This window comes from Gordonia sp. DT219, from assembly GCF_049847065.1.
In the GTDB taxonomy this organism is placed as follows: domain Bacteria; phylum Actinomycetota; class Actinomycetes; order Mycobacteriales; family Mycobacteriaceae; genus Gordonia.
The window spans coordinates 155,311-181,221 of sequence record NZ_JBNCNR010000002.1; the positions used below are offsets into that span (position 1 = coordinate 155,311).

Below are 25,911 nucleotides of genomic sequence, written 5' to 3' on the forward strand. Positions count from 1 at the left end.
CCGTCCGGCGCGAGGAGGTGACCATGGGCCTCGAAGAGAAGCTGCCCAGCGGATTTCTGCTGAGCACGGTGGAAGACCTCGCCGGGTTCATGCGCAAGGGTTCGTTGTGGCCGGCGACGTTCGGGCTGGCCTGCTGTGCGATCGAGATGATGGCGAGCACGGCCGGTCGCTACGACCTGGCCCGCTTCGGGATGGAGGCCTTCCGTGCGTCGCCTCGACAGGCCGACCTGATGATCGTCGCCGGACGGGTCAGCCAGAAGATGGCGCCGGTCCTGCGTCAGATCTATGACCAGATGCCCGAGCCCAAATGGGTTCTGGCAATGGGAGTTTGCGCCAGCTCCGGCGGCATGTTCAACAACTACGCCGTCGTGCAGGGCGTCGATCATGTGGTGCCCGTCGACATCTACCTGCCCGGTTGCCCACCGCGGCCCGAGATGCTGCTCAACGCCATTCTCGCGTTGCACCAGAAGATCGGCGAGATGCCGCTGGGAGTGAACCGCGAGGAGGCGATCTGGGCTGCCGAACAGGCTGCCCTGCAAGCGACTCCGACCTTCGAGTTGAAGGGGCTGCTGCGATGACCGACAGCCCGGGACCCCTTGACCCCGAACCCCATGACGACGCGATGACCACCGGCGATCGGGGCACCGACGAGGTGATCGGCGTGCGCCACGGCCTGTTCGGCGTGCACGGCAGTGGCGACACCTCCGGATACGGCGGACTCGTGCAAACCGTCACGCGGCAGGCTGCCCGGCGTCCGTACGGCGGATACTTCGACCTCATCGTCGATGAATTGGCTGCGGCACTGGCTGCCGACGCCGGACCGACCTTCGCAGAGGCCGTCGAGAAGGTCGAGATCCACGCCGGCGAGCTGACGCTCTACGTGGTGGCGCGTCACCTGCCCGCGGTAGCCCGGACGCTTCGCAATCATGCGCTGCTGCGCTTCGAATTGTGCTTGGGTGTCAACGGAGTTCACTACCCCGATGATGCCGGACGCGAACTGCATGCGGTATATCCGCTGACGTCGATCACCCACAATCGGCGGCTGCGGCTGGAGGTCGCGGTGCCCGACCGCGATCCGCACATCCCCAGCCTGTGCGAGATCTATCCCACCAACGACTGGCACGAACGCGAGACCTACGACTTCTTCGGCATCGTCTTCGACGGCCACCGCGCACTCACCCGCATCACGATGCCCGACGACTGGGTCGGCCATCCGCAGCGCAAGGACTATCCGCTGGGTGGTGTTCCGGTGGAGTACAAGGGGACTCGTGTGGCACCGCCCGAGCGCCGGAGGCGGTACTCATGACCGAACTCGACCATCGATCCGAGCACACGTACACGATCTCCGGTCAGGACTGGGACGAGATCGTCTCCGCGGTGTCTGCGCGCGCCGCCGCGAACACCGGCGAGGAGCGGATCGTGGTCAACATGGGCCCGCAGCATCCGTCCACGCACGGCGTGTTGCGGCTGATCCTGGAGATCGAGGGCGAGACCGTCACCGAGGCACGCTGCGGAATCGGCTACCTGCACACCGGGATCGAGAAGAACCTGGAGTTTCGCAACTGGATTCAGGGCGTCACCTTTGTCACTCGGATGGACTATCTGTCACCGTTCTTCAACGAAGCCGCCTATTGCCTCGCGGTGGAGAAGCTGCTGGGTATCACCGACGCGATCCCCGAACGTGCATCGGTGATCCGGGTGATGTTGATGGAATTGAACCGCATCGCCTCACATCTGGTGGCGCTGGCCACCGGCGGGATGGAACTCGGTGCGGTGACGGCGATGTTCTCCGGCTTCGGGATTCGTGAACAGATCCTCGACCTGTTCGAACTCATCACGGGGCTGCGGATGAATCATGCATTCATCCGGCCCGGCGGGGTGGCCGCCGACCTTCCGGACGGCGCGGCCGAGACGATCGCCAAGACGGTGGCGAGCCTACCGCCGAAGCTCGCTGCACTCTCGGATCTGTTGACCGACAACTACATCTGGAAGGCCCGCACCTGTGACGTCGGATATCTCGATCTGACGGGCTGTATGGCACTCGGCATCACCGGGCCGATCCTGCGCGCGACAGGTCTGCCGCACGACATCCGCAAGACCGAGCCGTATTGCGGCTATCAGGACTACGAGTTCGACGTCATCACCGAGGACTCGTGTGACGCCTACGGCCGGTATGTCATTCGTGTGCGAGAGATGACCGAATCGGTACGGATCGTCGAGCAGTGCCTGGCCCGTCTGCGCCCCGGCCCGGTCATGGTGACCGATGCCCACATCGCCTGGCCGGCCGACCTCACCGTCGGTTCCGACGGCCTCGGCAACTCACCGGAGCACATCGCCGAGATCATGGGTTCGTCGATGGAATCGCTGATCCGCCACTTCAAACTCGTCACCGAAGGGATGCGGGTGCCACCGGGCCAATGCTACGTGGCTGTCGAATCGCCGCGCGGCGAACTCGGCGTCCACATGGTCTCCGACGGCGGAACCCAGCCTTACCGAGTACATTTCCGCGATCCGTCGTTCACGAATCTGCAGGCGGTGACCGCGATGTGCGAGGGCGGCATGGTCGCCGATGTGATCACCGCGGTGGCCAGCATCGACCCGGTGATGGGGGGCGTCGACCGATGAGTGAACCGGTATACCTCGAGCTGGGCACTGCTGGTGCGCCGCCACCGGCCGGACCGGTCTCGGCCTGTGCGTCGCGTCCGCACGGGCCGATCGAATTCGACGGTCCGGCCGAGTATCGGCCGGAGACCGCCGAACGCCTGCGTGCCGAGTCGATACCGATCGTGGCCCGCTACCCACAGCCACGATCGGCCCTGTTGCCGCTGCTGCACCTGATGCAGTCCGAAGACGGGCATCTCACCCAGGCCGGAATCGCCTTGTGCGCAGACATTCTCGGATTGAGCACCGCGCAGGTGGCCGCAGTGGCCACGTTCTATTCGATGTTCCGACGCACCCCGACCGGCGAATACTTCATCGGCGTGTGCACCAACACCCTGTGCGGTGTGCTCGGTGGCGACCGCATCCTAGAGCGCCTCTGTGCGCATCTCGGCATCGCACCCGGCGAGACGACCGCCGATCAGCGCATCACCGTCGAACACATCGAATGCAATGCGGCCTGTGATCTCGCGCCGGTGGTGATGGTCAACTGGGAGTTCTTCGATCAGCAGACCCCGGAGTCGGCAGTCGAACTCGTCGAGGATCTGCGCGCCGGGGTCGCGGTCGTCCCCGGTCGCGGCGACCGCGCGGTCGCCGGCTTCCGCGACACCGCCCGCACCCTCGCCGGCGTGGTCGCCGATTGCTCGCCCGGCCGGGCACGCCGGACGACCGACGCGCAGCCCGCGGCCGACGGGCCGGCCGAACACGAACCCGCACAGACGCCCGTGCTCTCGCGCCACTGGTCCGAGCCGGAGTCCTGGACACTCGAGAACTACCTGCGCCACAACGGTTACCGCGGACTGCGGAGTGCGCTGGACATGGCGCCCGACGCCGTGATCGAGGCCGTCAAGGCGTCTGGCCTACGCGGCCGCGGCGGGGCGGGTTTCCCGGTCGGCCTCAAGTGGTCGTTCATCCCGCAGCAAGATCCCGACCATCCCGACCCGGCCGCGCCATCGCACTATCTGGTGGTCAATGCCGACGAGTCGGAGCCCGGCACCTGCAAGGACATGCCGCTGATACTCGCCTCCCCGCACACGTTGGTGGAGGGCGCGATCATCGCCGCATACGCCATCCGGGCCCGCCACGCGTTCATCTATCTGCGTGGCGAGGTGGTGGGCGTGCTGCGCCGACTGCGCCGAGCGGTCGACGACGCCTACGCCGCCGGATATCTGGGACGCAACATCCTGGGTTCGGGTTTCGACCTGGATCTGGTCGTCCACGCCGGTGCCGGCGCCTACATCTGCGGTGAGGAGACCGCGCTGCTCGACTCGCTGGAAGGGCGTCGCGGCCAACCTCGTCTGCGTCCCCCGTTTCCGGCGGTGGCCGGGTTGTACGCGAGCCCGACAGTGGTCAACAACGTGGAATCCATCGCGAGCGTCCCATCCATCCTGCGCAACGGGGTCGACTGGTTCCGATCGATGGGCACCGAGAAGTCCCCCGGTTTCACGCTCTACTCCCTGTCGGGTCATGTGAACCATCCCGGCCAGTACGAGGCGCCACTCGGAATCACGCTGCGGCAGTTGCTCGAACGTGCCGGTGGGGTCCGTGACGGGCACCGACTGAAGTTCTGGACGCCCGGCGGTTCCTCGACGCCGATGCTGACCGCCGATCACCTCGACGTACCGCTCGACTACGAGGGGGTGGCTGCGGCCGGATCGATGTTGGGCACCAAGGCCTTACAGATCTTCGACGAGACCACCTGCGTGGTGCGGGCGGTGTTGCGGTGGACCGCGTTCTACGCCCACGAATCCTGCGGCAAGTGCACGCCCTGCCGCGAGGGCACCTATTGGCTGGTGCACCAATTGCGTGCCATCGAATCCGGCGAGCTCGGCGCCGACGAGATCACCGGCGCCCTCGATGTGCTGGCCGATGTCACCAATGGTGTTGTGGGAAAGTCGTTCTGCGCACTGGGTGATGGCGCGGGCAGCCCCATCGTGTCCGGGCTCGAGTACTTTCGCGACGAGTTCGTCGCACACGCCCGCGGTCCGGATGGCCACCCAGCAGGCGGCTGCCCGTTCGACCGATCCGCGTCGACGGTCTTCGCCGATGTGCGCACCCCGTACGTTCCGGGGGTGACCCGATGACCGCAATATCCGGCGATCGGCCGGCTTCCGGCACGGCCGCACTCGTCACCGCCACCATCGACGGCATCGAGATCCACGTCCCTCCGGGTACTTTGGTCATCCGCGCCGCCGAGCGCGCCGGCATCTCGATCCCGCGGTTCTGCGATCACCCGTTGCTGGCCCCCGTGGGTGCGTGCCGTCAGTGTCTGGTGGAGGTCGAGGGCCAGCGCAAACCGCTCGCCTCGTGCACCACCGTGGTCACCGAAGGGATGGAGGTCCGCACCCAGTTCGGCTCCGAAGTGGCTGCCAAAGCCCAACGCGGCGTGATGGAATTGCTGCTCATCAACCATCCGCTCGACTGCCCGATCTGCGACAAGGGCGGTGAGTGTCCACTGCAGAACCAGGCGATGACCGCCGGCCGCGCCGTCTCCCGGTTCACCGGCCCCAAACGTAGGTTCACCAAGCCGATCCCACTCTCGTCGGCCGTCCTCCTCGATCGTGAACGCTGCGTACTCTGCGCCCGGTGTACCCGATTCGCCGACCAGATCGCCGGCGATCCGCTCATCGAACTCGCCGAACGTGGTGCGCTGCAACAGGTCGGCACGGCCACCGACGCACCGTTCGACTCGTACTTCTCCGGCAACACCGTGCAGATCTGCCCGGTCGGCGCGCTCACCGGCACCGCCTACCGCTTCCGGGCCCGGCCCTTCGACCTCGTGTCCACCCCGAGCACGTGCGAACACTGCGCCAGTGGATGCGCGCAGCGCACCGATCACCGGCGCGGAAAGGTGTTGCGGCGCCTGGCCGCCGACGATCCGCAGGTCAACGACGAGTGGAACTGCGACAAAGGGCGCTGGGCGTTCGCCTACGCCGCTCAGCCCGACCGGCTCGCCACCCCCCTCGTCCGCGACCGGCACGGCAACCTGCGCGAGGCATCCTGGGTGGAGGCGGTGCGCACCGCCGCCGAGGGCCTCCGCGCCGCTCGCGGCCGGGCCGGGGTCCTCACCGGCGGCCGGATCACCGCCGAGGACGCATACACCTACGCCCGCTTCGCCCGAACCGTACTGGCTACCAACGACATCGACTTCCGGGCGCGGCCGCACACCGCCGAGGAGACCGGCTTCTTGGCCGAGGTCGTCGCGGCTCGGCCCGACGACCTCACCTACCGCATGCTCGCCGCGGCACCGTCCGTGGTGCTCGCCGGGTTCGAACCGGAAGAGGAATCCCCCATCGTCTTCCTGCGGCTGCGTCGCGCGGTGCGCACCACCGGCCAACAGGTCCACGCCATCGCACCGTGGCGCAGCCCGGGCGTCGAAAAGCTCGACGGCACCCTGATTCCCACGGCACCGGGTGCCGAGACCGCGGTCCTCGACACCGACGCCACCGCCGCGCTGCTGTCCGAGCCCGGATCGGTGCTGCTGGTCGGGGAGCGTCTCGCACAGTCCCCCGGGGCGTTGTCGGCAGCGGTGCGCCTCGGGCGGCGCACCGGCGCCCGGCTCGCGTGGATTCCGCGACGGGCCGGCGATCGCGGCGCACTCGAGGCCGGCGCCCTACCCATCCTCCTGCCGGGCGGGCGTCCGGTGGCCGATGCGGCCGCTCGCGCACAGGTCGCCGCCCTGTGGGGAGTCGACGATCTCCCATCGACCGCAGGCCGCGACACCACCGGAATCCTCACCGCGGCACGACATGGTGCCCTCGACGCGCTCGTGATCGGCGGCGTCGACCCCGCCGACCTGCCGGACCCAGAGAAGGCACTCGATGCCGTCGAGGCGGCCGGATTCGTGGTGAGTCTGGAGATCCGCAGCTCGGCGGTCACCGACCGCGCCGACGTGGTGCTGCCGGTCGCGGCAGCACCGGAGAAGTCCGGGATGTTCGTCGACTGGGAGGGACGGGCACGACCGTTCCCCACCGCGCTGCGCGACACCGGTCGCCTGCCCGACCATCGGGTGCTCGACGCGCTGGCCCGCAGCGTCGGCGTCGACCTGGAATGCGGTGAGATCGATGCTATCCGCGCCCAATGGGATCGCCTCGGTCCGTGGATCGGGCCACGCCCGCACACCGAAGTCCCGGCACCGCAACCTGTCTCGCCACCCGGCCCCGGGCAGGCGATCCTCTCGACGTGGCATCTGCTCCTCGACGGCGGCCGCCTCCAGGACGGTGAACCGTTCCTCGCCGGCACCGCACATCCGGCGCCGGCGCGGATGTCGCCGACAACCGCGGCCCGTGTCGGCGCCCGTCACGGTGAGGACATCGAGGTCGCCACCGGCCGCGGGCACCTCACGCTGCCGCTGCACATCACCGACATGGTCGACGACACCGTGTGGGTACCGACGAATTCGCCCGGCTCCGCGGTGAATTCGCAACTGGGCGCACACTCCGGCGACGTCGTCGCCGTCCGGCCGGCCGGAGGTGAATCGTGAGCGCGCCGGCTGCCGGCTATCCGGACCTCGCCGACTTCGGCCACGACCCGTGGTGGCTGGTGGTCATCAAGGCCGTTGCGGTCTTCGCCTTCCTCATCGTCAACCCGCTAGTCGCGATCCTGGCCGAACGGAAGATCATGGCCCGCATGCAAACCCGCCTCGGGCCGAACCGGGTGGGCCCACACGGGATGCTGCAGAGCCTCGCCGACGGCGTCAAACTCGCCCTGAAAGAAGGCATCACACCGTTCGGTGTCGACAAGGTGCTCTACCTGCTCGCCCCGATCATCGCGGTGGTGCCGGCGATCATGGCGTTCGCGGTGATTCCGTTCGGCCCGACGGTGTCGGTGTTCGGTCATCACACCCCATTGCAGTTGACCGATCTCCCGGTGGCCGTGCTGTTCATCCTGGCGATGGCCTCGATCGGTGTCTACGGGATCGTTCTGGCCGGCTGGTCGTCGGGCTCGACCTACCCGCTGCTCGGCGGCCTGCGGTCGACCGCGCAGGTCATCTCCTACGAGATCGCCATGGGCCTGACCTTCGCCGCGGTGTTCCTCGAGGCCGGCACCATGTCGACCTCGGGAATCGTTGCCGGCCAGCACAACTACTGGTACGGGCTGATCATGTTGCCGTCGTTCGTCATCTACGCGGTGTCGATGGTGGGGGAGACGAACCGTGCGCCGTTCGATCTGCCCGAGGCCGAGGGCGAGCTGGTCGGCGGATTCCACACCGAGTACTCGTCGCTGAAGTTCGCGATGTTCATGCTCGCCGAATACATCAACATGGTGACCGTGTCGGCGCTGGCCACCACCTTGTTCCTCGGCGGCTGGCAGGCGCCGTGGCCGCTGAGTCTGTGGGCCGGGGCGAATTCCGGCTGGTGGCCGATCCTCTGGTTCACCATCAAGGTCTGGGTGTTCATGTTCGTGTTCATCTGGCTGCGCACCAGCCTGCCGCGCCTGCGCTACGACCAGTTCATGAACCTGGGATGGAAGGTGCTCATCCCGGTGTCGCTCGCCTGGGTGATGGTGGTGGCGCTGATCCGTGCCGCCGTCGGAACCGGAAACGGCGACCTGATACGCCCGATCGTGACGGCGGCGGTCGGTCTGGTGGTGACGCTGCTGCTGTTCTGGCTGATCCGCCGCGTCGTCCGCCCGCCCATCCCGCAGCCACCTGCGATATCTCCGAAGTCGGTGTCGGACTCGGCTTTCGACCCGATGGCCGGTGGTTTCCCGGTTCCGCCGCTCCCCGGCGCCACCGCTGCGGTACGCAACCCGAAGGAGACGACCGATGCCTGATTTCTTCAAGCCGCTCGCCGGAATGGGTGTGACATTCTCGTCGATGTTCGCCCCGACCGTGACCGAGCAATACCCGGAGGAGAAGACGCCCACCGCGCCGCGCTATCACGGTCGCCACCAACTCAATCGGCACCCCGACGGGCTGGAGAAGTGCGTGGGCTGTGAACTGTGTGCGTGGGCGTGCCCGGCCGACGCGATCTTCGTCGAAGGCGCCGACAACACCGATGAACAGCGGTATTCACCGGGCGAACGCTACGGTCGCGTGTACCAGATCAACTACCTGCGGTGCATCGGCTGTGGCCTGTGTATCGAGGCGTGCCCCACCCGCGCCCTCACGATGACCAACGACTACGAGATGACCGACGACAACCGGGCCGACCTGATCTACGAGAAGCAGCAGCTCCTCGCACCACTGCCGCCCGGGACCGATCCGACTCCGCATGACATCACCGCCCAGGTGACCGACGACACCGCGCCGCGTGAGGTCGACTACTACCTCGGCCGGGTCGGTGCCGACGGTACGGTTGCCCCCGACGGCACGGATCCCGATGGCACGGTTGCCCGTGACAAGGGGCTTCGGCCGTGACCGGCACGGTCCTCGCGTGGCAGGCGGCACAGGCCGGCACCGGTCTGTCCAGCACCGCGCTGGCCGACGCCGGACGCACCTCCACCGGTGAGGCCGTGCAGTTCTGGATTCTGGCGGTCGTCGCGGTGGCCGGTGCCCTCGGCGTCGTCGTCGCCACCAAGGCCGTCTACTCGGCAATGTTCCTGGCCACCACCATGATCGTGCTCGCGGTGTTCTACGTCGCACAGGGAGCGTTGTTCCTCGGGGTCGTACAGGTCGTCGTCTACACCGGCGCGGTGATGATGCTCTTCCTGTTCGTGCTGATGCTGATCGGCGTCGACTCCGCCGACTCGCTGGTGGAAACCATTCGCGGGCAACGTATCGCCGCGGTGTGCGTGGGTCTCGGTTTCGGCGCGTTGCTGTGCGGGGGCATCGGCGCCGCAACGGTTGCGGTCACCACCTCCCCCGCCCCCACCACGGCGGCCCCGCCCGGCAACAGCAACGGGGCGGTGCAGGCGATCGCCCAATTGATCTTCGTTCGCTACCTGTGGGCGTTCGAACTGACCGGGGCACTGTTGATCACCGCAACCCTGGGCGCCATGGTCCTCGCCCACCGAGAGCGCTTCGGCCCGCGCCGCACCCAGCGTGAACGCTCGATCGAGCGCTTCCACACGGGCATCGACGTCTCGCCGCTGCCGAGCCCTGGTGTGTTCGCGCGCCACAACGCCGTCGACATTCCGGCGCTCTTGCCCGACGGGAGCCCGGCCGAATTGTCGGTCAACGCCATGCTGCGGGCACGTCACCCACAGACCGGCGACGACGGAACGGAGGTCTCGCAGCGATGAACCCCGAGAACTACCTGTATCTCGCGGCGATCCTGTTCGCCATCGGAGCCGCCGGAGTATTGCTGCGCCGCAGTGCGATTGTCGTGTTCATGTGCATCGAACTGATGCTCAACGCCGCCAATCTGAGTTTCGTGACCTTCGCCCGGATGCAGCACAGCGTCGACGGACAGGTCATCGCCTTCTTCACGATGGTGGTCGCGGCAGCCGAGGTCGTCATCGGGCTGGCGATCATCATGATGATCTTCCGATCCCGACGGAGCGCGTCGGTCGACGACGCGGCCCTGCTGCGCAGATGAGGAGGATGGCGTGAGTACGCAGACCTCGGCGGACATCCTCTGGCTGGTGCCGGTGCTGCCGCTGCTCGGCGCGGCGATCCTACTACTGGCGGGACGACGCGCCGACCGCGCGGGACACATCCTCGCGTGCGTACTGGCCGCGGGATCGTTCTGTGTGGCAGTAGTTCTCGCCGTCGGGATGGCCGGGCGGACCACTGCCGACCGCCCCGTCCATCACGTGCTGTTCACCTGGCTACAGGTGGGACCGGCCACATCCGGTGGCAGCGGCGGGCTGTCGGTCGACATGGGGATCTACCTCGACCAGCTGTCGATGTGCTTTGTGCTGTTGATCACCGGTGTCGGCACCCTGATCCTCATCTATTCCATCGGGTACATGGCCGACGATCCCGACCGGCGCCGATTCTTCGCCTACCTCAACCTGTTTCTCGCCGCCATGCTGGTGCTGGTTCTCGCCGACAACTATCTCGGACTCTATCTCGGTTGGGAGGGAGTCGGTCTCGCGTCTTACCTGTTGATCGGATTCTGGCAGCAACGGCCCGCGGCCGCCACCGCCGCCAAGAAGGCCTTCGTGGTCAATCGTGTCGGTGACGTCGGCCTGGCGATCGCGCTGATGGTCATGTTCGCATCCTTCGGATCGGTGTCGTTCGCAACGGTGTTCGCCGGCGCGGGGGACGCCGGCCGAACCACGGTGACCGCCTTGGGTTTCCTGCTGTTGCTCGCCGCATGCGGCAAATCGGCCCAGGTGCCGCTGCAGTCGTGGCTCGGCGACGCCATGGAGGGTCCGACACCGGTGTCCGCGCTGATCCACGCCGCGACCATGGTCACCGCGGGGGTCTACCTCATCACCCGATCCCATGCGATCTTCGATCTGGCCCCCGATGCGCGTCTGGCCGTGGCCGTCGTCGGGGCGGTCACGCTGTTGTTCGGCGCCATCATCGGCTGCGCCAAGGACGACATCAAGAAGGCGCTCGCGGCGTCGACGATGAGCCAGATCGGGTACATGGTGCTCGCGGCGGGACTCGGCCCGGCCGGCTACGCCTTCGCCATCCTGCATCTGCTCACCCATGGCTTCTTCAAGGCCGGCCTGTTCCTCGGGGCCGGTTCGGTGATGCATGCGATGAACGACGGGACCGACATGCGGCGCTTCGGTGGGCTGCGCACCGTCCTGCCGATCACGTTCGCCACCTTCGGGATCGGCTATCTGGCGCTCATCGGTGTGCCACCGTTCTCCGGCTTCTTCTCCAAGGACCCGATCATCGAGGCCGCCTTCGGCTCCGGCGGTGTCCGCGGCGTTCTCCTCGGCGGCGCGGCCCTGCTGGGAGCGGGGATCACCGCGTTCTACATGACCCGCATCATGCTGATGACGTTTTTCGGTGAGCGCAGATGGGATTCCGACGTGCACCCGCACGAGGCCCCGAAGATCATGCTGGGACCGATGATCCTCATCGCGATCGGCTCGGCCGTCTCGGGAGCGCTGCTGGTCGCCGGCGACGTCCTGGTGACGTGGCTCGAGCCCGTGGTCGGCGAGCAGCACACCCGATTGCCCTTCCCCACCTGGGTGTTGACGGTGATCATCCTGGTGGTTGTGGCCGTCGGCGTGGCGATCGCCTGGGCCGGCTATGCGCGCGCGCCCATTCCGATCACGGCGCCGGGCAAGGTCGGCACGTTGACCACGGCCGCGCGCCGTGACCTCTACGGCGACACCGTCAACGAGCGACTCCTCATGCGCCCCGGCCGGACGCTCGCCCGCGGGCTCGACGTCCTCGAATCGGAGGGCATCGACGGTGCCGGTGTCGGGGTGGGCGCTCTGGTGACCGCATCGAGTGAGCGGATCCGTCTGTGGCAGAACGGTTACGTCCGCTCGTATGCGTTGTCGATGCTGGCCGGCGCCGCCGTGGTGATCGCCGCGGTCCTGCTCATGAGGGGATGGTAGAGGCGATGGGCTGGTTGACGATCCTCTGGCTGATCCCGGCGGTGGTGGCCGTCGGTGTGGTGGCGGTGCCGGCCTCGAGGCCCGCGATCGCCAAGTGGGCCGCGCTGCTCGGCACGCTGGCCGCGCTGGCGGTCGCCATCGGGCTGGCGGTCGGATTCGACCCCGACGGCGCGCGCTACCAGTTCGTGTCGGACGTCGCGTGGATTCCGTCGTTCGGCGCCCGTTACGAACTCGGCCTCGACGGCGTAGGTCTGATTTTGATCCTGTTGACCGCGGTACTCCTGCCGATACTCGTCCTCGCCGGGTGGCGTGACGCCGATCATGCAGGTTCCCTGGATCATTCGGCGGGACGCCGCCAAAAGGGTCCGCACACCTACGTCGCATTGATGCTGGCGCTCGAGGCGATGGTCCTGATGAGCTTCGTCGCCACCGATGTGCTGCTGTTCTACATCGTCTTCGAGGCGATGCTGATCCCGATGTACTTTCTGATCGGCGGATTCGGCAGCGGTGGCCATCAGGCAGCCGCGGCCGTGAAGTTCCTGCTGTACAACCTGTTCGGCGGCCTGCTCATGCTGGCAGCGGTCATCGGACTCTACGTGGTGACCGCGCGCTCGGACCTGGGCGCCGACGGCCGCGGAACCTTCAGCCTGCCGGCAATCACCGACGCCGTCGCCGGCGGACACCTCGCCGCGGGCACCGGTGTCGAAGCATTGCTGTTCGGCGGCTTCATGATCGCCTTCGCCATCAAGGCGCCACTGTGGCCGTTCCACTCGTGGTTGCCGGATTCGGCGGTGGCGGCCACTCCCGCGTCGGCGGTGCTCATGATGGCCGTCGTCGACAAGGTCGGGACGTTCGCGATGCTGCGGTTCTGTCTGCAGCTGTTTCCCGACGCGTCGAAAACCTTTGCACCGCTGATCATCGCGCTGTCGGTGGTCGGCATCGTCTACGGTGCGATCCTGGCCATCGCGCAGACCGACATGATGCGCCTCATCGCATACACGTCGATCTCGCACTTCGGTTTCATCATCCTCGGCGTGTTCGCGATGACCACCCAGTCGCAGAGCGGCGCCACGCTGTACATGGTCAATCACGGCATCTCCACGGCTGCGTTGTTCCTGATCGCCGGCTTCCTCGTGTCGCGGCGGGGTAGCCGTCTCATCGCGGACTACGGCGGCGTCGCCAAGGTCGCGCCCGTCCTCGCCGGCACCTTCCTGGTGGCCGGTCTCGCGACCCTGTCGCTACCCGGCCTCGCACCGTTCATCAGTGAATTCCTGGTTCTCATCGGTACTTTCACCCGATACCCGGCCGCGGCGATCGCCGCCTCGAGTGCACTGGTGCTCTCGGCGATCTACGTCCTGTGGCTCTACCAGCGCATGATGGGCGGTCCCCCCAAACCTGTCGAAGGTCCGGGCGCCGCCCGCAAGACCATGCCCGATCTTCATCGACGGGAACGTCTCGTCGTCGCCCCACTGCTGGCCCTGCTACTGGTGTTCGGGTTCTTCCCGCAGCCCCTGCTGAATCTGATCACTCCCACGATCGCGCACACGATGTCGTCGGTGGGCCGAGACAATCCGGCGCCCACGGTGTCGATCCCGAATCCCGGAGGCCCCAGGTGATCACCACTGCGATGTCTGCCATCAGCCAACCCGACGTCGAATACTCGCTTCTTGCACCGATGTTGATCGTCTTCGGTGCCGGCGTGGTCGGGGTGGTGGTGGAGGCGTGCGCGCCGCGTGCCGGACGGTGGCGCGTCCAATTGGTGCTGTCGCTCACGGGATTGGCGGCCGCGCTGGCGGCGGTCATCATGCTCGCCGTCAACATCACCGACAACGGCGGCCGGGGCCGCACAGCCGTCTCGGGGTCGGTGGTCCTCGATCGGCCGGCACTGTTCCTGCAAGGGCTCTTGTTGGTCATTTCGATTCTCGCCGTGGCGTTCATGGCCGAACGTGGTCTCGAGCGCGTCGTCGCACCGTCGACCCGCCGGGCGCCGCACCGGACCGCCGGACCGGTCGGGGGGCGGCGGATCAGCGACGGTCCCGGTGCGGCCGCACAGGCCACCCTCGCGGGCGCGCCCGCCGACATGTTCACGCCCTCGGGCGCGAGCACCCCGAATTCCGATGACGAGTTCGTCGCGACCCGGGCGGGTGCGGTGAGCACCGAGGTCTTCCCGCTGACCTTGCTCGCGATCGGCGGCATGATGCTGTTCGTCGCCTGCGGTGACCTGCTCACCATGTTCATCGCGCTCGAGGTGTTCTCGCTGCCGCTGTATCTGCTGTGCGCGCTCGCGCGGCGCCGCCGGTTGCTCTCGCAGGAGGCGTCGCTCAAATACTTTCTGCTCGGCGCGTTCTCGTCGGCGTTCTTCTTGTTCGGCGCGGCGTTCGTCTACGGCGGCACCGGGTCGCTGGATCTGCGCGCGATCGGCTCGGCCGTCGACCGGGCGGCGGCCGGCTCCACCGGCGACGTCGTACTGCCGTTGATGGGACTGGGGTTGCTGGCGGTCGGCCTACTGTTCAAGATCGGTGCGGTGCCGTTCCATTCGTGGGTGCCCGATGTGTATCAGGGGGCACCCACGCCGGTCACCGCCTTCATGGCGGCCGCCACCAAGATCGCCGCATTCGGTGCGCTGCTGCGCGTGTTCTCCGTGAGCTTCGGAGCGCTCGCCGACGAGTGGAAGCCGGTGCTGTGGGCGGTGGCGATCGCGACGATGCTCGTCGGTGCGGTGATGGCCGTGACGCAGACCGATGTCAAACGGCTGCTTGCCTATTCGTCGATCACCCACACGGGGTTCATTCTGCTCGGACTGATCGCCTTCGATGCGGCCGGGGTGAGTGCGGCCTTGTTCTACCTTGCCGCATATGCGTTCTCGACGTTCGGTGCCTTCGCAACGGTGGCCGTGGTGCGCGAGCCGGCCGCATTCGCCGGGTCACGCGGCGGGGTGTCGGGTCCGCACCTGTCGGGCCGCGAGGCGACCGGACTGGATCAGTGGGCGGGATTGGGTCGCCGCTATCCGCTTGTCGGAGCGATGTTCTCGATGTTCTTGCTGGCATTCGCCGGAATCCCGCTGACGAGCGGGTTCATCGCAAAATTCGCGGTGTTCGCGGCGGTTGCGGGCAGCGGCGGGACCGTCCTGGTGGTCATCGGCGTGCTCAGCAGCGCCATCGCCGCCTACTTCTACATCCGCATCATCGTCGCGATGTTCTTCGCCGACGTCCCCGTCGACGCGCCACATGTGGTGCGGCCCAGCGCGTTGACGACCATCCCGATCGCCTTGTGCGCGCTGGTCACCCTTGTGCTCGGATTCTTCCCGCAGCCTCTGCTCGACCTCGTCGGGGCCGCAGGCTCGTTTCTCTGAGTCAGACGAACAGCGGCACGGTCGTCCCGTGTTCGACACCGTAGGCGTCGACGATCTTGTTCAGTTCGCCCTGCATGTAGAAGGTGTGCAAGCCGAACACGAATCCGAGTAGCCAGCACAGCGTCGGGTTACAGGTTTCCGGGAGGCCGGCGCTGCGTTGCGCCTCGCGAATGCGCTTGCCGGTGTTGTGGAAGCTGATGATCGGCGCGATGACCGTCCAGCTGAGCAACAGGATGACGAGCAGCGGGCCGACGGCCGAGATCTCCTTGCGCCGGTCGAACGCGGCGAGTTCCTTGTGGATCTTGTAGTACCACACCAGCGAGTAGATCCCGAGGGTGATCAGCGGCAGTCCCAGCCACACGGCCAGCGGATTGCGCTTCTTCATCTGCTGGCCGTCGGCGACAGGTCGCCGGCCACCCGGCACGGGCGCTTGATCGGACGGAAACGACTGTCCGGGAACGGGTCCCGATCCGAGCGGGGGCGGTGTGAACTGTTGGGGTGCCGGCTGGGCGGCGGGCGGACCCGGTGGGATGTGGGCGACGGGCGGCACCGCCGCAGCCGCACGTTCTCCCGGAGCCGGCGGATGACCCTGCGGCCCTCGCGCCGCCGGCGGTGTCGGTGCCGCGCCGGTCGGGATCGTCGGCCGGGTGTGCACCCGTGTCGGGGCGGACGACGGGGTCGGCGGTGCCGGCTGGAACTGTCCCGGGCCGCCATCAGGTCCGGAGGCGCCGCCCGGCGCGGGCGGCGGCTGCGTCGGATGGTGCGTCGTGGGAGCCTGCGAGGGCAGCGGCCGGCCCTGGTCGCCGTCGGGGTTCTGCGGTGTGGTCATGTGGCCAATGTTCGGCCATGTGCTGTCGGCGGTCCAGCGCATTCACCCATTCGACGGACCCAGGCAACATCCGCCGATCGCTGCACAGGAAGAGAGAGGTGTGGCGGAAACGCCGTCAGCTCTGTCTCTCGAGGTTGCGCTGTCGCTGGGCGGCTCAACCCCAATCGACGGGTGGACACCCGTCAAGTTTCTTCGCACATACTCAGGACGTGTAAAAAATCCGAGAAAAATTTCACACGAAACGCGAGACTGTCAGTAGCCTCGGCGACATGACCTGGGAACCCGACAAGCCATACAACTCATTGCCGCCACCGCCTGCCGCGGACGTGCTCGAGACCAGGGCTGTCCTCAAGGCTGCGATCGGCGCAAGCACCGCTCTCGCCAAACTGAACCAGGCCGCAGTTTCGATGCGCAACCCCACGGTCCTGATCAATTCGATACCAGTCCTGGAGGCACAGGCCAGTTCTGAGATCGAGAACATCGTGACCACGACCGATGAGCTGTTTCGCCATATTGACGACGATGCCGCGGCCGCCGACCCGGCCACGCGGGAAACTCTGCGCTACCGCACCGCGCTGCGAGCGGGGTTCGCTCTGACTCAAGATCGTGGTCTCACTGCCTCAACCGCGTCCGCGGTGTGCAGCACAATCAAGGCTCGCGAGATGAGGTTCCGCGCCATTCCGGGAACGAGGATCGCGAACCCCGGGACCGGCGAAGTCATCTACAGTCCCCCGGAAGGCCGTGACCTGATCGCGGACAAGCTCACCGAGTGGGAGCGATTCGTCCACAACGACGTCGACAGCCTGAATCCCCTCGTGCGCATGGCCGCAGCCCACTACCAGTTCGAAGCGATCCATCCGTACTCAGACGGCAACGGCCGGACCGGAAGAATCCTGAACGTGTTGATGCTGGTCGAGGCGGGACTACTGCGGATGCCCGTCCTGTATCTGTCGCGCTACCTCATCGACACGAAGAACGAGTACTACCGACTTCTTCTTGCGGTGACGTCCGAGCAGGCTTGGGAAGAGTGGCTGCTGTATATCTTGGCGGGCATCGAGAGCACCTCACTCACGACACTGCACAAGATCGACGCCATCCATGAGCTACAAGACAGCTTCGGGCAACGCTCCCGCGCAGTGTCCAGGGGTGCAGCGCACTCCGAGTTCCAGGCACTCCTGTTCGAGCAGCCCTACTGTCGGATCAACACCGTAGTCGAGCGATGCGACGTGTCCCGACCGACCGCCACCAGTTGGCTCAGCGCGCTGGTCGACGCCGGTCTCCTCCAAGACGTCAAGATCGGGCGTGAACGCCTTTTCATCAACCGCCGGTTCCTAGAGCTCTTGGCTCGCGCGGAGCCTCCGCAGACATAGAAAAGACTCGCGACGTCCGCGGAACGCGACAAGAAGCAGGTGAAAAGGCCTCGGTGAAAACGGAAACACCCTCCCACCTGCATAGATGGAAGGGTGTTTCTGGCGGTGGCGGAGGGATTTGAACCCTCGGTACGGGGTTACCGCACACAGCATTTCGAGTGCTGCACCTTCGGCCGCTCGGACACGCCACCGCCGAAGACTGTACCGCAGCGCCCCGACCAGCCTTAAATCGGCTGGTCAGGGGCTACGGGCGGGGTCAGTTGCCGCTGAGCTTGTTCTTGATGTCGTCGACCTTGCCCTTGACGGCGTCGGCCGCATCGGAGATCTTCTGCTTGCCCTCGGCCTGGGACTGGTCGCCCTTGCCTTCGTTCTTGAGGTCGTCGTCGTTGGTCAGGCTGCCTGCGGCTTCCTTACCACGACCCTTGAGGTCCTCGGTCTTGTTCTTGGCGTCATCGGACAGTGCCATGTGGGCCTCCTCTGCCGGGTGCACGCACCGCGCGCACATTCAAGGCGATCGGATGATGCGACAGGCCTCGTCTCGACCCGCCGGATGGTGCGGGTTCGGCGCCACGGGGCGACGCCGACCTCCGCGTGGGGTTGCCCCCGTCGTCCACCGTACCGATCGTTCAGGGCCTTGTCAGTGCTTCCACTTGCCCTTCAGCTCGTCGAATTTTCCCTTGGCGGTACCGAGTGCGCCCTGGACCTTCTCATTGTCGGCGAGTTCGGTCAGCTTCTCCTTTGCCGTACCGATGGCCTCGTTGACCTTGGGGTTCTCGGCGATCTCGCCGATCTTGCCCTTCGCGGTACCGAGTGCCTCGTTGACCTTCGGGTTCTCGGCGAATTCGCTGATCTTGCCCTTCGCCGTACCGATGACCTCGTTGACCTTGTCACTTGCGTCGGACATGACGTCCTCCTGATGTCGGGGTGATAGTCGGATCCGTCCGAATCCCTTGTGCTCAATCTGCCACATACCAGCACCGGACGAGAGGTATCGAACGCGCATGCGCACAAAGGGGGCGCGGTATCAGCCGTCGCGCCGCACGGTGAAGAAGTCGACCATCAGCTCGCGGCATTGCGCCTCGAGGACCCCGCCACGCACCTGCGGCCGATGAGTCAGCCGCGGATCTCGAACGACATCCCAAAGTGAGCCGACCGCACCGGTTTTCGGCTCCCACGCCCCGAAGAGCAACGTCTCCGCCCGGGCCAGGCCGATCGCGCCCGCACACATGGTGCACGGTTCGACGGTGACCGCGATGGTGCAGCCGCCCAGCCGCCAACCGTCCCCGAAGGCTGCTGCCGCGGCCCGCAGCGCGAGGATCTCCGCATGTGCGGTGGGATCGGCATCGGCTTCACGCCGGTTCGCGGCGCGCGCGAGCTCGATGCCGGCCGGATCGAAGACGACGGCCCCGATCGGCACGTCGTCATCACCGGAGAGCCTGGCGGCATCGAGTGCGGCGCGCATCATCGACTCCCACGCCTGGATCTGCGTGGCGCCGGCAGGAGTCGGGTCGGTCAATGTCCCAGTGCGTCGAGCACGCTGGAGAGCTCGTCGGCGAACCCGAGGCGGGCCGCGATCATCCCGATCTGCTCGTCGGCATAGAGGTCGGTGTCGCCGACGATGACGCCCATGACGGGTTCCGGTAGACCCAGATCCGACAGGATTGCCAGATCGCCCTCTTCCCACGGGTCGACGTCGTCGAGCTCATCGGGATCGATGTCGGGCACGTCGATGTCGAGGGCGTCGAGGACGTCGGCGGCGACGTCGTAGTCGATGCTCGCGGTGGCATCGGAGATGAGCATCCGCGCGCCGCCCGGGGCGGGCCGGATCACGATGAAGAACTCCTCGTCGATGTCGAGCAGTCCGAAGACCGCTCCCGCCGACCGCAGGTCACGCAGCTGACGTTCGGCCGCCTCGAGATCGGTGAGTGCGGCCGGTTTGAGAGCGGTGACCTTCCACGCCGCGTCCTCGCGCACCACCGCGACCGCGAAACCCTCGACACCGTCGACGGCGTCCTTGCTGTTGGAACCCGATACTCCCGCGCCGGCACCTGCCATGCAGGTCACGGTAGCCCGTTCGGGCCGAACTGCCCAAGTCCGGCCGACGTCGTGATCCCGGACGCCGAGACGATGTGGAAATCTGGGACCTGTGACGGACACACACAAGACGCCGGTCTGCATTCTCGGCCTTGGCCTCATCGGCGGGTCGATGCTGCGGGCCCTGGACGCATCGGGGCGTCGAACCTTCGGATACAACCGGTCGGCCGCGACCGTCGAGGCGGCCGTCGAGGCCGGCCATGACGCGTCCACCGACATCACCGCAACGTTGCGCCGCGCGTCGGACACCGGCGCGATGATCGTCCTCGCCACCCCGGTGACCACGATCGAACCGATCGTGTCGGCAATCGCCGAGCATGCGCCGGATTGCCTACTCACCGATGTCATCAGCGTGAAAGTGCCTGTCGCCGAGACCATCCGGCGGCTGTTCCCCGACGCGCGGTACGTCGGCGGACATCCGATGGCCGGCACCAGCCGGTCGGGGTGGGAAGCCACCGACCCGCAGCTGTTCACCGGCGCGATGTGGATGGTGACCACCGAGGACACCACCGACGCCGACGACTGGCGGCAGGTGGCCGAGCTGGCACTCACCCTCGGGGCCGCGGTGGTTCCGGCCGCCCCCGACGCCCATGACCGCGCAGTGGCCGCGATCTCGCATGTGCCGCACCTGACCGCGGCCGCGACCGCCGCGGTCGGCGCCGCGGAGAGCGACCTGGCCCTCCGGCTGGCTGCGGGCAGTTTCCGCGACGGCACCCGCGTCGCCGGCACCGCACCGGAGCTGCAACGAGCGATGATCGAGGCCAACAGCATCGCGGTACTCAACGCCCTCAGCGAGATCATCGACCGGCTGACCGCGGCCCGCGACGAGCTACGGGATCACGGCACGGTCGCGGTGCTCATCGACGATGGGTACCGCGCCCGGCTCGCCTACGAGGCGATGGCCGACGCCTCACGCGAGACGATCACCGGGACCGCGCCCGGTGAGCCCGGCTGGCAGCAGGAGATGCGACGGCAGGCCCATCACGGCGCCGTGTGGCTTGGGTGAACTCGGTCAGACGCGCGTGGCCAGACCCGGGTAGTCGATGACGAAACCGCTGTCGTCGACGGCCAGGGTCGTCTTCGCCACCGGCGAGGACACCCCGATGCCGTCCGGACCGGGCGTGTACTGCAGCGTTGCCGGTTCGACGGTGCCGGTCGGCAGATAGATGTAGACCACCGGCACCTCGACCGGATCGGCGGCGTCGGCGAGGTGCAGCCTGCGGATCGGCAGGGCGTTGAACATGGGTGACAGCGCGAGATCGACGTCCTCGGCGCCGCCGAAATCACCTTGTACGGTCTCGCCGCCGGCCTGGACCAGCCAATTGCCCTCCACGTCGCGGGAGATACCCAGCTGGGTTTCGCCGCCCACCTGGACGAGGTGGATCGACAGCCGCTTGGTGACGCCGACATCATTGGTGATCAGCTCATAGGATGCGGAGAATGCGTCGTGGTCGGCGGTGGCTGCGGCGATGATGCGGCCGTAGGCCTTCACCCGCGCGCCTTGCACGTTGAGGCGGACCTGCTCGAGACGTTCGGTGCCGACGCCGCGCCACGTGATCACGGTCTTGAACTCGGTCGCGGCATCGGTATCGGCCGCGTGCCGAGGGGCTGCTTGGGGAGAACTCACACGTCTACGGTAGCTACCCGGATGCGACGACACACGTCGAGTACTGGAACCCGGCGGCGGATCAGGCGATGCACGTCGCGGTGCGCCGGGTCGAGGTCGCGTCGACGCTGTCGTCGGCCACCGGCCGCCCGGCCACGGTGATCGTGCATTTGGCCGCGGAACCGTCCCCGGCGACGACCAGAAGGCGCAGCGGGTTGCGGCCCGCGGTGAAGGTCACCGTCCAGTTCGGGCGCGGCGCGAAATCGGTCCGTACCCCGACGTCGTCGACGTAGAGGATGGTGCCGGTTCCGTCGATGTCGACCGTATAGGTGACCTGCGCGCCCGGCGGGGCCGTCGACCCGCCCGGCGGTTGCTGCGGGCCGGTTCCCGGTAGTGACGGCTGGGTGGGCAGGACCGGAATCGAGTAGGTGTCGGTGGGCTGCGCCGTCGGCAGCGTCACCGTCGGTGTCTCCTCACGAAATGACCGGACGCCGAAGATGATCAGGCCCACGATCACCAGTCCCACGATGGTGAACGCGCCGATCGTGGCACCGGGCCCGGGTTCCACACCGCGACGACGCCGGCGTCGGCCCGCGGGCGGTCCGTCGCCGGGCCCACCGGAGCCGGGCCCTGCTCCGACCTGCCCGGGTCCCGGTTGCCCAGGTCCCGGTTGCCCAAATCCCGGCTGACCGGGCAACGGTCCGGTCACCGCAGATCCAGGGCCGGCGCGTCGAGTCGTCGCCGTCAGGTCGGCGGGCGCGTAGCGGGGGAGTCCACCTTCGGAGTAGCCCAATGGGGGATAGTCGCCCGGCAACAACGGCGTGCGGTAGTCGTCACCGGGTGGACCGCCACCAGCATCGGGCCGATGCCCGGTCGGCTGTCCCATGTCGCCACTCCCGATCCATGCCGGGCGGCCGGTCTGGCGCACCCGTGTCCAACACGTGCACTCTCGACCTTACGGACCGTCCACCGAGCGCTCGTCGGACTGTCGGTACCGGCGTCGGGGCGGCGAGAACCGGCCGGTGGAGACCAGATCAGGCGACGGGAGCCTCCTCCGGTTCCGGCGACGACGACCCGTACTTGAACTTGCCGCCCTCGAAGAACAACGGATAGATCAGGCCACCGATGAGGCCGCCGACCAACGGCGCCACCCAGAACGCCCAGAGTTGGGCGGGAGCGCCGTCGCCGTTGAAGAACGCGACCGCCGTCGAGCGCGCGGGGTTGACCGACGTGTTCGAGATCGGGATGGAGATGAGATGGATGAGAGTCAGACTCAAGCCGATCGCCAACGGCCCGAAGCCCTTTGGTGAGCGGCCGTCGGTGGCGCCGAGCACGACGATGAGGAAGAACGCGGTGAGCAGGATCTCGGTGATGAGCACCGCGGCCAGTGTGTAGTGACTCGGGCTGTGCTCGCCGTATCCGTTGGCGGCCATGTTGCCGGTGCGATGCCAGCCCGGTTTGCCCTGCCCTATCCCCCAGATCGCGAGGCCGGCGAGCAGACCGCCGGCGACCTGGGCGATCCAGTAGCCCGGCAGGTCTTTCCATTCGAGGCGACCGCTCACCGCGGCACCCAGACTGATCGCCGGATTGAAGTGCGCCCCGGAGATGTGCGCCAGGGCGTAGGCCATGGTGACGACGGTCAGACCGAACGCCAGCGCAACGCCGAGATAGCCGACGCCGATCTGGACGAGCGTCCCCTTGTCATCGCCTTCGGCAACCTGCTTGGCAGCGAAGACCGCGGTACCGCAGCCGCCGAGAACGAGCCAGAACGTGCCGAAGAACTCGGCCACGTATTTCGTGAACGGAGCAGGAATCATGACAACCTTTCAGAGTCTCGTCAGCACACAAGTAACCTGAGCACCTCTTGCCCCAGTAGTTGACACCTGTTTCGCCGGGTTTCGTAACCCGGCTCACTAAACGGTGACCGGGTCGAGACGCGATGGTGATGCAACCCCGCCGTCGGCCGTGGCGAACTTCGGCCGAAAAGTTGGTGTCCGACACTCTTCCGCAGCCGCGGACAGGTCATCCACGGACCGCCAGGCCGTGGTTGAACCGCGCGGCATCGGGAACAGTTGGAGTCACGCGGCGTCCGGCACCCGGACACCCACCCAGGACACCCGACCAGGGAGACGACATGGCACCCACCACCTACGAAGTACCTCTCGGCGATCTCACCGGCACACGTGCCGTCGTCACCGGCGCGAGTGACGGCATCGGCCTGCGGATCGCCACGGCACTGGCCGGTGCGGGTGCCGAAGTGATTGCCCCGGTGCGCAATTCACGCAAAGGACAGGCCGCCGCCGATCAGATCCGGGCCCTGCATCCCGAGGCAAAGGTCCAGTTGCGTGAGCTGGACCTGTCATCGCTGGCCGCGGTCGCCGACCTCGGCGCACAACTGCGCGCGGAGGGAGCCCCGATCCACCTGTTGATCAACAACGCCGGCCTGATGACGCCGCCCGAACGCGGCGTGACCACCGATGGCTTCGAGGTGCAGTTCGGCACCAATCACCTCGGCCACTTCGCGCTGACCGGTGCGCTCCTGCCGCTGCTGCGGGCCGGACGTGCGCACGTGGTCACCCAGACCAGCATCGCCGCCCGCCGCGGCACGATCAACTTCGACGACCTGAACTGGGAACGTACCTACGACGCGATGCGCGCCTACCGGCAGTCGAAGATCGCGTGTGGACTCTTCGGTCTGGAACTCGACCGGCGCAGCCGCACTGACGGGTGGGCAATCACCGCGACCATCTCCCACCCCGGCGTCGCACCGTCGAATCTGCTGGCCGCCCGGCCGGAGGTGGGCCGCGCGGCCGACACCGACCAGGTGCGGGTGATCCGGCGGTTGTCGAAGCTCGGAATCCTCGTCGGCACCGTCGACAGCGCCGGGCTGCCCGCTCTGATGGCGGCGACCTCGGGCACCGGCGGCGAATTCTATGGGCCGCAGTGGCCTGGCAGCGCAGGAGGACCTCCCGGACGCCAGAAACTCTGGAAACCGTTGCGTGACAACGACGCTGCCGCGCGGCTGTGGTCGGTCTCGGCGGAGCTGACCGGAGTCGGCTACCTGTGAGAACTCAGGGCCGGGAGGCGAGCTCCTGGTTCGAGCGCAGAACCACCCGCTCCCCCATGGGCGTCCGTTCGATGAGCGGGATGTCGGCGCGGCCGGACTGGTTCAGTGCCCAGTGCAGTCGGTCGAGGTCGAAGGAGCGCTGCGTCACCACGACGCGGTAGGGGAGGTCGGTGAGCAGTTCACCCTTGCGGGTCTTCAGGCTGCTCGTCCCCGTCGGCCCGTTCGACCGGACGCCGATCTCGATGGTGCCCGGCTTGGATCCGGCGGTGAAGACCACCGCGCCGACACTCGTCCACGGCACCCGCGTCTGACGGACCATCAGCGTGAAGGCATTGCCCGTGAACCGGTTGCTGACGGTGAGGTACCTCGTCGGCACCGCGATGAGACCGACGATCAGCAGCCACCGGTTGACCGACTCCAACGGTGACCCGTCGCCGCCGATGGTTTCGAGCACGAACGCGACCACGGCCCACACCGCCAGGAACGCCGCGACGGCGCCGACGAGGACCAGCGGCCCGAACGGAATACCGATTCGGTAGCGAACGCCCGACATGATGTGCCGCGACCAAACCGTGCCACCCGCGCAGATCACGCCGGCGATGAGCAGCGCGATCCAAGCGGGTCGTGCAGTGATGTCGTCGACGAGATATCCGAGGGCGACCGCCGCGGCCAACCCCGCGATCAGCGTGAAGAACAACACGAACTTGCCGCGTTGCATCGCCTTCCCGGCGGTCTGCACCGCGTAGTCGTGGGTTACCGGGGTCAGCGAGTAGCCGGGCATGGACGACATCATGACCGGTCGGCGCGGTGTCGCCCAAGCCGGGGCGATGAGTGTCCTTCGCCTGAAGGACCCCGGGGCAACATCGGAAACACCTCCTGCACCAGTAGCGGCGCGAGGTCGGCAGGCAACGGCGAACCGTCGAGCGGCTGCCAGCGCAGTTCGGCGATCTCCGCTGCCGCGACGATGCCGCTCGTGGCCCGATCGATGGCGCCGGGCCACACGAAGACCGCCGCTTCGACGTCGAATCCGTCCTCGTTTGCGGCTGCGGAGCGGTGCACACCGTAATCCTGCAGCGCCGCACCGTCGAGGTGTAGCCGTAGTTCCTCGGCGCACTCGCGAACGGCCGTCTGCAGCGGCGTCTCCCCCGGCTCGGGTTTGCCGCCAGGAAACATGAAGCGGTCGGTGTCCCGTTTACGGACGGTCAGGACTGCTCCGGTGGCGTCGCGCAGCACGACCGCGCTGACACGGATCACGAACGGAACAGTCATTCGGCGGAGTCTACCGAGATGCGATGTCTACCGGGGTGCGGTGCACCGGTCGGGTTGGGTGCGGCGGCGCGAACGGCGGAAACGAAGAAACGCAGGCCGGATAACATACCCAGACCTGCGTTCTCACCTGTGCGCCCGAAGGGATTCGAACCCCTAACCTTCTGATCCGTAGTCAGATGCTCTATCCGTTGAGCTACGGGCGCGTGCATGTTCAGTTGTCGTGCTGTTCAGTTGTCGTGCTGTTCAGTTGTC

Annotated in this window: 25 protein-coding genes and 2 tRNA genes; 15 read left to right on the forward strand and 12 right to left on the reverse strand. The window is 67.2% G+C overall.

The annotated features are described in order from the left end of the window. Nucleotides 1-23 precede the first annotated feature (23 nt). Genes ACPXB3_RS04105 through nuoN form a run of 12 tightly spaced genes read left to right on the forward strand, consistent with a single transcriptional unit; the run spans nucleotide 24 to nucleotide 15,424 of the window. On the forward strand, nucleotides 24-578 hold the full coding sequence (locus tag ACPXB3_RS04105) for a NuoB/complex I 20 kDa subunit family protein (RefSeq protein WP_425706094.1): 555 nt from the start codon (nucleotides 24-26) through the stop codon (nucleotides 576-578). Beyond that, nucleotides 575-1,306: an NADH-quinone oxidoreductase subunit C gene (locus tag ACPXB3_RS04110; protein WP_425706095.1), complete on the forward strand. Its 732-nt coding sequence runs from the start codon at nucleotides 575-577 to the stop codon at nucleotides 1,304-1,306. Before ACPXB3_RS04105 ends, ACPXB3_RS04110 begins: the two co-directional genes overlap by 4 nt. Further along, a complete protein-coding gene (gene nuoD / locus ACPXB3_RS04115) occupies nucleotides 1,303-2,625 on the forward strand; it encodes an NADH dehydrogenase (quinone) subunit D (protein WP_425726577.1) in 1,323 nt (440 codons plus the stop codon). The genes ACPXB3_RS04110 and nuoD overlap by 4 nt, the downstream gene beginning before the upstream one ends. Further along, the gene (gene nuoF / locus ACPXB3_RS04120) at nucleotides 2,622-4,742 is read left to right on the forward strand and encodes an NADH-quinone oxidoreductase subunit NuoF (RefSeq protein WP_425726579.1); all 2,121 of its coding nucleotides are present in this window, start codon (nucleotides 2,622-2,624) and stop codon (nucleotides 4,740-4,742) included. Before nuoD ends, nuoF begins: the two co-directional genes overlap by 4 nt. Further along, nucleotides 4,739-7,141: an NADH-quinone oxidoreductase subunit G gene (locus tag ACPXB3_RS04125; RefSeq protein ID WP_425726581.1), complete on the forward strand. Its 2,403-nt coding sequence runs from the start codon at nucleotides 4,739-4,741 to the stop codon at nucleotides 7,139-7,141. Before nuoF ends, ACPXB3_RS04125 begins: the two co-directional genes overlap by 4 nt. Beyond that, nucleotides 7,138-8,433, forward strand: a complete 1,296-nt coding sequence (gene nuoH / locus ACPXB3_RS04130; RefSeq protein WP_425726583.1) for an NADH-quinone oxidoreductase subunit NuoH — start codon at nucleotides 7,138-7,140, stop codon at nucleotides 8,431-8,433. Before ACPXB3_RS04125 ends, nuoH begins: the two co-directional genes overlap by 4 nt. After that, entirely contained in the window at nucleotides 8,426-9,019 is a 594-nt protein-coding gene (gene nuoI, locus ACPXB3_RS04135; protein ID WP_425706100.1) for an NADH-quinone oxidoreductase subunit NuoI, read from the forward strand. The genes nuoH and nuoI overlap by 8 nt, the downstream gene beginning before the upstream one ends. A gap of 44 nt (nucleotides 9,020-9,063) precedes the next feature. After that, nucleotides 9,064-9,843 carry an NADH-quinone oxidoreductase subunit J gene (locus ACPXB3_RS04140; protein WP_425726902.1) on the forward strand — a complete coding sequence of 260 codons (780 nt, stop codon included), beginning with the start codon at nucleotides 9,064-9,066 and terminating at the stop codon, nucleotides 9,841-9,843. After that, nucleotides 9,840-10,139, forward strand: coding sequence for an NADH-quinone oxidoreductase subunit NuoK (nuoK, locus tag ACPXB3_RS04145; RefSeq protein ID WP_425706101.1), 300 nt, complete (start codon nucleotides 9,840-9,842; stop codon nucleotides 10,137-10,139). Before ACPXB3_RS04140 ends, nuoK begins: the two co-directional genes overlap by 4 nt. Before the next feature lie 10 nt (nucleotides 10,140-10,149). Further along, nucleotides 10,150-12,072: an NADH-quinone oxidoreductase subunit L gene (nuoL, locus tag ACPXB3_RS04150; RefSeq protein WP_425726585.1), complete on the forward strand. Its 1,923-nt coding sequence runs from the start codon at nucleotides 10,150-10,152 to the stop codon at nucleotides 12,070-12,072. A gap of 5 nt (nucleotides 12,073-12,077) precedes the next feature. Further along, a complete protein-coding gene (locus tag ACPXB3_RS04155) occupies nucleotides 12,078-13,688 on the forward strand; it encodes an NADH-quinone oxidoreductase subunit M (protein ID WP_425726587.1) in 1,611 nt (536 codons plus the stop codon). 11 nt (nucleotides 13,689-13,699) lie between these two features. Next, entirely contained in the window at nucleotides 13,700-15,424 is a 1,725-nt protein-coding gene (gene nuoN / locus ACPXB3_RS04160) for an NADH-quinone oxidoreductase subunit NuoN (protein ID WP_425726588.1), read from the forward strand. Nucleotide 15,425: 1 nt separating this feature from the next. On the opposite strand, the gene ACPXB3_RS04165 is transcribed toward nuoN, so the two are convergent. After that, a complete protein-coding gene (locus ACPXB3_RS04165) occupies nucleotides 15,426-16,253 on the reverse strand; it encodes a DUF4234 domain-containing protein (RefSeq protein WP_425726590.1) in 828 nt (275 codons plus the stop codon). A gap of 269 nt (nucleotides 16,254-16,522) precedes the next feature. Here ACPXB3_RS04165 and ACPXB3_RS04170 point away from each other — a divergent pair, with 269 nt between their 5' ends. Beyond that, on the forward strand, nucleotides 16,523-17,623 hold the full coding sequence (locus tag ACPXB3_RS04170; RefSeq protein WP_425726592.1) for a Fic family protein: 1,101 nt from the start codon (nucleotides 16,523-16,525) through the stop codon (nucleotides 17,621-17,623). Between the two features lie 100 nt (nucleotides 17,624-17,723). Here ACPXB3_RS04170 and ACPXB3_RS04175 read toward each other — a convergent pair. The 5 genes from ACPXB3_RS04175 to ACPXB3_RS04195 form a co-directional block, all read right to left on the reverse strand. Beyond that, nucleotides 17,724-17,814, reverse strand: a tRNA-Ser gene (locus tag ACPXB3_RS04175). Between the two features lie 65 nt (nucleotides 17,815-17,879). Further along, nucleotides 17,880-18,089: a CsbD family protein gene (locus ACPXB3_RS04180; RefSeq protein WP_425706107.1), complete on the reverse strand. Its 210-nt coding sequence runs from the start codon at nucleotides 18,087-18,089 to the stop codon at nucleotides 17,880-17,882. A 171-nt stretch (nucleotides 18,090-18,260) separates the two neighbouring features. After that, nucleotides 18,261-18,527, reverse strand: coding sequence for a hypothetical protein (locus tag ACPXB3_RS04185; RefSeq protein ID WP_425726594.1), 267 nt, complete (start codon nucleotides 18,525-18,527; stop codon nucleotides 18,261-18,263). A gap of 120 nt (nucleotides 18,528-18,647) precedes the next feature. Next, the gene (locus tag ACPXB3_RS04190) at nucleotides 18,648-19,085 is read right to left on the reverse strand and encodes a nucleoside deaminase (protein ID WP_425706157.1); all 438 of its coding nucleotides are present in this window, start codon (nucleotides 19,083-19,085) and stop codon (nucleotides 18,648-18,650) included. A gap of 50 nt (nucleotides 19,086-19,135) precedes the next feature. Then, the gene (locus tag ACPXB3_RS04195; protein WP_425726596.1) at nucleotides 19,136-19,678 is read right to left on the reverse strand and encodes a tRNA adenosine deaminase-associated protein; all 543 of its coding nucleotides are present in this window, start codon (nucleotides 19,676-19,678) and stop codon (nucleotides 19,136-19,138) included. A 91-nt stretch (nucleotides 19,679-19,769) separates the two neighbouring features. Between ACPXB3_RS04195 and ACPXB3_RS04200 the strand changes: the two genes are divergently transcribed. After that, nucleotides 19,770-20,723, forward strand: coding sequence for a prephenate dehydrogenase (locus ACPXB3_RS04200; RefSeq protein WP_425706110.1), 954 nt, complete (start codon nucleotides 19,770-19,772; stop codon nucleotides 20,721-20,723). A gap of 6 nt (nucleotides 20,724-20,729) precedes the next feature. On the opposite strand, the gene ACPXB3_RS04205 is transcribed toward ACPXB3_RS04200, so the two are convergent. The 3 genes from ACPXB3_RS04205 to aqpZ form a co-directional block, all read right to left on the reverse strand. Continuing rightward, entirely contained in the window at nucleotides 20,730-21,344 is a 615-nt protein-coding gene (locus tag ACPXB3_RS04205) for a putative glycolipid-binding domain-containing protein (RefSeq protein ID WP_425706111.1), read from the reverse strand. A 61-nt stretch (nucleotides 21,345-21,405) separates the two neighbouring features. Beyond that, nucleotides 21,406-22,209, reverse strand: a complete 804-nt coding sequence (locus ACPXB3_RS04210; protein ID WP_425706112.1) for a hypothetical protein — start codon at nucleotides 22,207-22,209, stop codon at nucleotides 21,406-21,408. Nucleotides 22,210-22,357: 148 nt separating this feature from the next. Continuing rightward, nucleotides 22,358-23,140: an aquaporin Z gene (gene aqpZ, locus ACPXB3_RS04215; RefSeq protein WP_425726598.1), complete on the reverse strand. Its 783-nt coding sequence runs from the start codon at nucleotides 23,138-23,140 to the stop codon at nucleotides 22,358-22,360. A gap of 317 nt (nucleotides 23,141-23,457) precedes the next feature. Here aqpZ and ACPXB3_RS04220 point away from each other — a divergent pair, with 317 nt between their 5' ends. Then, nucleotides 23,458-24,390 carry an SDR family oxidoreductase gene (locus ACPXB3_RS04220; RefSeq protein ID WP_425726600.1) on the forward strand — a complete coding sequence of 311 codons (933 nt, stop codon included), beginning with the start codon at nucleotides 23,458-23,460 and terminating at the stop codon, nucleotides 24,388-24,390. A 4-nt stretch (nucleotides 24,391-24,394) separates the two neighbouring features. Here ACPXB3_RS04220 and ACPXB3_RS04225 read toward each other — a convergent pair whose 3' ends face one another. From ACPXB3_RS04225 to ACPXB3_RS04235, 3 genes are all read right to left on the reverse strand, one after another. Next, on the reverse strand, nucleotides 24,395-25,171 hold the full coding sequence (locus tag ACPXB3_RS04225; RefSeq protein WP_425726602.1) for a hypothetical protein: 777 nt from the start codon (nucleotides 25,169-25,171) through the stop codon (nucleotides 24,395-24,397). A gap of 8 nt (nucleotides 25,172-25,179) precedes the next feature. Continuing rightward, nucleotides 25,180-25,659 (reverse strand): NUDIX hydrolase, encoded by a 480-nt coding sequence (locus ACPXB3_RS04230; protein ID WP_425706116.1) that lies wholly within the window; start codon nucleotides 25,657-25,659, stop codon nucleotides 25,180-25,182. A 130-nt stretch (nucleotides 25,660-25,789) separates the two neighbouring features. Beyond that, nucleotides 25,790-25,862: transfer RNA gene (locus tag ACPXB3_RS04235), tRNA-Arg, on the reverse strand. Nucleotides 25,863-25,911: the final 49 nt, after the last annotated feature.